The organism is Thermodesulfovibrionales bacterium, from assembly GCA_035686305.1.
Lineage (GTDB): Bacteria > Nitrospirota > Thermodesulfovibrionia > Thermodesulfovibrionales > UBA9159 > DASRZP01.
Genome location: DASRZP010000011.1, coordinates 1 through 4,268 on the forward strand (window position 1 = coordinate 1; position 4,268 = coordinate 4,268).

4 protein-coding genes are annotated in these 4,268 nt (G+C 53.6%); 2 read left to right on the forward strand and 2 right to left on the reverse strand.

Features of this window, described 5'->3' with window-relative positions; translation table 11 throughout:
• Positions 1-972 (reverse strand): YihY/virulence factor BrkB family protein (locus tag VFG09_01080; protein ID HET6513726.1); only part of this gene is annotated, 972 nt, incomplete at its 3' end.
• A 143-nt stretch (positions 973-1,115) separates the two neighbouring features.
• Between VFG09_01080 and VFG09_01085 the strand changes: the two genes are divergently transcribed.
• Together VFG09_01085 and VFG09_01090 are read left to right on the forward strand one after the other, a co-directional pair.
• Complete coding sequence (locus tag VFG09_01085) at positions 1,116-1,409, forward strand: hypothetical protein (protein ID HET6513727.1); 294 nt, start codon at positions 1,116-1,118, stop codon at positions 1,407-1,409.
• Between the two features lie 112 nt (positions 1,410-1,521).
• Positions 1,522-3,009 (forward strand): Rne/Rng family ribonuclease, encoded by a 1,488-nt coding sequence (locus VFG09_01090; GenBank protein HET6513728.1) that lies wholly within the window; start codon positions 1,522-1,524, stop codon positions 3,007-3,009.
• 17 nt (positions 3,010-3,026) lie between these two features.
• Here VFG09_01090 and VFG09_01095 read toward each other — a convergent pair.
• Positions 3,027-4,268: S1 RNA-binding domain-containing protein (locus VFG09_01095; protein HET6513729.1), on the reverse strand; the 1,242-nt coding region annotated here is incomplete at its 5' end.

Genomic DNA, 4,268 nt, shown 5'->3' on the forward strand with positions numbered 1-4,268 from the left:
CATGATGAGCATTGCGAGTTTCTCCCTCTGTCTGGTGCTCAGGCGCAAGCTCTCTTTTCTGAAATCAAGGAGACGGGGATACTGGTGGTAAAAAGAGACCCGCGCCCCGACGAGGAGAATAAACCAGCTCCAGTAGAGCCATATGAGAAAAAGGATGCCTAGGGCGAAGCCTGAATAGATCGCAGAGTACTGTGTTGATGTGACGATAAAGGACGCAAAGACCAGCCCCATGATCTTCCATACTATCCCTGCGAAGATACCTCCCACGAGGGCGGAGGCGAAATGGACTTTCGTATTCGGTAGCGAGACATAGACGAAGACAAAAAACGCACAGATCAGAAGATAGGTCATTCCATGGCCCGCCAGATACGCGGCCGACCCGACCGTCTCTACCGATAACAGCCTGCGGACGAGAGAACTTTCCATGAGGTACGCGCTCAATCCTATTGCGGAGAAGCCGAGAACGGGCCCTACTAAGAGAATGCTCATATAGGCGGTAACCCTTCTTGAAAAACTTCGCGGCTTACTCACATGCCATATGAAGTTAAGGGAGACCTCGATCTTCTGGATCTGGGATATGACGGTGTATAACAGGGCAGAGAGACCGAAAGCGCCGAGGACGCCCACGTTTACCCTTTCGACAAATTCAATGATCCTGAGAGAGAGGTTGATACCTCCCGGTCCGAGGGGTTCGAGGAAGGAAGAGAGGAGGACTTCCAATTTTGTATGGACGCCGAAGGCTTTCAAAACGGAAAAACTGACGGCCAGCAGGGGCACGATGGTCAAGAGGGTGGTGTAGACGAGACTCATGGCCCGCAATGCAAGTTGCTCGCCAGAAAGTTCACTGACAAAGACCGTGGCCAGGCGGAGAAACTTGACCTGCAAAGCCCTCATCCTGCCGAGGGAGTTTATGTCAAGGTCCCAGAGGTCTTTGGCGAAGTAGGTTTCGATCTTCTTCAGGGCCCGTATCATCGAAGTCCTCAGCCCCATCTTATCATATCGTCCCCTCCGGCAAAAGGGAGCACTTTTGACGCTGGGCCGCTCCTCATTGAATTAGCCCGGACAAACACAGTAATATAGTGAGGCTTAGGGAGTAAGCCATAAGCCCCGGACCGATGGAAGAAGTGAATGAACTCATAAAGCGCTATGGACTCGAAGAGGACCTGGAGCATGTCATCGTCCCTCTCCCCGGCAAGAACGGCACGGTGAAACGCTGCTATCTCCTGAAACGAAGATTCATGAGGATCGTCTATCCCGAGGGACATTATGTTGACTATCCCCTTGCGGAAGTGATAGAGGCGACCGTCAGATATCCTGACCTCCTGTTGAGTGAGGCTCTCTACCTGCTCCATAAAGAACGTGATATGCAAAGACCTGAAAGCGCTGAAGGCGAGACAGGAGGTCCCTGAAGCCCGGATGGGGCGCCTTCTGTTCTTTTCGGTTCATCTTTCCGGGGGTCTTATGAGAACCGCCTGAGCGGAGTGCATCAAATTGTGGAGAGTGAATGAAGAGGTATATCGAATGAAAAAGAAGATACTGATCAATGCCCGCTATCCTGAAGAAAAGCGGGTGGCCATTGTCGAAGGCGATACCCTTGTCGACTTCTATGTTGAAGTGGCGACGAAAGAGCATCTGAAAGGGAATATCTATAAGGGGAGCATTGCAAGGATAGAGCCCGGGCTCCAGGCGGTATTCGTCGACTTCGGTCCGAAGAGGCACGGCTTCCTGCAGATCAGGGAGATCAATCCCGAGTATTTCCAGAACAGGGAGGAGGGGAAGAGACCGAGGGTACAGGACGTCCTGACAAAGGGCCAGGAACTCATTGTTCAGGTAGAGAAAGATGAACGGGACACAAAGGGCGCGAGTCTCACGACCTATATCTCGATCCCCGGACGGTATATGGTCATGATGCCCGGACAGCAACGTGTCGGCATCTCGAGAAAGATCGAGTCGAAAGAAGACAGAGAACGTCTCAAGGAGATCTTCAATAGCCTCAAGCTTCCCGAAAATATGGGTTTCATTCTCAGGACAGCCGGAAGCGACAAGACTGAGGATGACCTGTCCAATGATCTGAAATACCTCACCAAGCTCTGGACGAAGATCCAGCTGGAATCGAAGAAGGTGAGCGCCCCGGCCCTTATCTACCGTGACCATGATATCGGGGTGAGGACTGTCAGGGACTATCTGACATCGGACGTTGCCGAGGTCCTCGTTGACGACCAGACAACATTCAAGAATATGAAGGAATTCCTGAGAAAGACGCTCCCCTGGCGCAGGATCAACGTCAAGTACTATAAGGACCGGAGGCCGATCTTCACGAAGCACAAGATCGAGGAGCAGATAGCGAAGATCAACGAACGGTTTGTCTACCTGCCTTCGAGGGGATATCTCGTATTTGACAGGACTGAGGCCCTCACCGCCATTGATGTTAATTCAGGACGGAGCAGGAAAGAGGGGAATGTGGAAGCGACTGCCTTCAGGACGAATCTGGAGGCCGCTGACGAGGTTGCTAGACAACTGAGGCTGAGGGATATCGGCGGTCTCATCGTCATAGACTTCATCGATATGGAATCTTCCAAGAACAGAAGGGAAGTCGAGAACAGGCTTAGGACGGCTCTCAGTTCGGACAAGGCCCATGCGGACATCAGCGGGATATCAAAATTCGGCATTGTGGAGATGACCCGTGAGAGGATGAGGACAGCCTATTTCGAATCGATGAACAGGAAATGCGACGCCTGCGCAGGCGTTGGGACAGTAAGGACCGATGAGATGACCGCAATCTCGGCTCTCAGGGAGATCCATACGGCGGGTTCAAAGGAGGGGATCAAGAGCATAAGCTGTTCTCTGCCTGTCGAGAGCGCAAACTATCTCCTCAATACGAAGAGAGATGAGATTCTCGTCCTGGAAGGGGAGCTCGATACAAAGATTACGGTCCTGGCTGACAGGACGCTCCAGCCCGGACAATTCACGGTCGCAACAGAAAGTTCAGAACAGAAGGCTGAAGGATAGGGAACGGCCCGCAGCCTTCAGCTCTTTTCTCTGTTCCCCTTCTCCTCCATTTTTGCCTTTAGGAGCTCACCGAGGACCCCGAGGCCTGCAGAGGACTTAGCCTTATCCTTTACCGAATCCCTATATTCGTTGAGCTCCTGCTGCTCTATCCTCTCCAGAACGCCCTTGCGGCTCAGACGAATTCTGCCCCGAGCAGCATCAACATCTATCACAACAACCTGCATCTTTGTGCCCGCAGGAAACATGCGGTTGTGGTCCGTCCCCGCCGGTGTTCCCATTTCGGCGCTCGGGATGAGACCGGTTGCGCCGCTCGGTAACTTCAGGAGGACCCCGTAGGGCATCGCCTTCTCGACCGTTCCTTCAAAAACCTCTCCCACAGAGGGGAGCACGATCTTCTGCGGCTCGACCTTTGGCTGCATCGAGAGCGAGAGTTTCCGCTTTTCAAGGTCAACGGAGATGACATAGGCCTCTACCCATTGCCCGACCTCGACCACCTCCTTCGGATGGTTGATACGCCGCCCAGCGCCAAGATTCGATATATGGATCAGTCCGTCAATACCGGCTTCGACGTTGAGAAAGGCACCGAAGGGCGCAAGGCGCACAATCGTGCCGCTTACTTTGGAGCCGACAGGATATTTTTCTATCGAGGCAGACCAGGGATCAGGCTCCATGGCCTTCAGACTCAGCGTCAGCCTTTTGCTGTCCCAGTCGAAGGAGAGGACTCTGACTGTCACTTCCTGACCGACGGCAAGGATATCTTCAATCTTTTCGGTCCTCGACCATGAAATCTCGCTGTTCGGTATCAGTCCTTCTGTTCCCCCGATGTCGATGAAGGCGCCGAATTTCTGAAGCGAACTTACCCTGCCCGAAATCTCCTGGCCAACGGCGAGGGTTTCTCTCAGCTTGCTGATGCGGGCCTGCTTTTCCTGTTCCAGGAGCGTGCGCCGGGAAACGATGACATTCCTGCCGTCCTCTCCGAATTCGAGCACCTGGAAGGGGAAGGTCCGACCCAGGTAGATGCCGCCTTCGCGGCCGCCCTTCAGGTCAATCTGCGAAAAAGGACAGAAACAACGTACGCCGCCGATCGATATCTCAAAACCACCCTTTACCTCACGCTTCACATCGCCCTTCACCGGCAGCCCGGCTGCATGAGCATCCCGTATTGCATTGAGCGTGACTGCCGAGTAACCGCCGATCCGCGTCGTCAGTCGCCTCGTGCCGTTCTCCACAGAGACGAAGAAGGCATCAATGTCATCACC

Bases quoted from the DNA above. Each gene is read 5' to 3' on its own strand.
- VFG09_01085 (HET6513727.1), top strand. From the start codon at position 1,116: ATGGAAGAAGTGAATGAACTCATAAAGCGCTATGGACTCGAAGAGGAC.
- VFG09_01090 (HET6513728.1), top strand. From the start codon at position 1,522: ATGAAAAAGAAGATACTGATCAATGCCCGCTATCCTGAAGAAAAGCGG.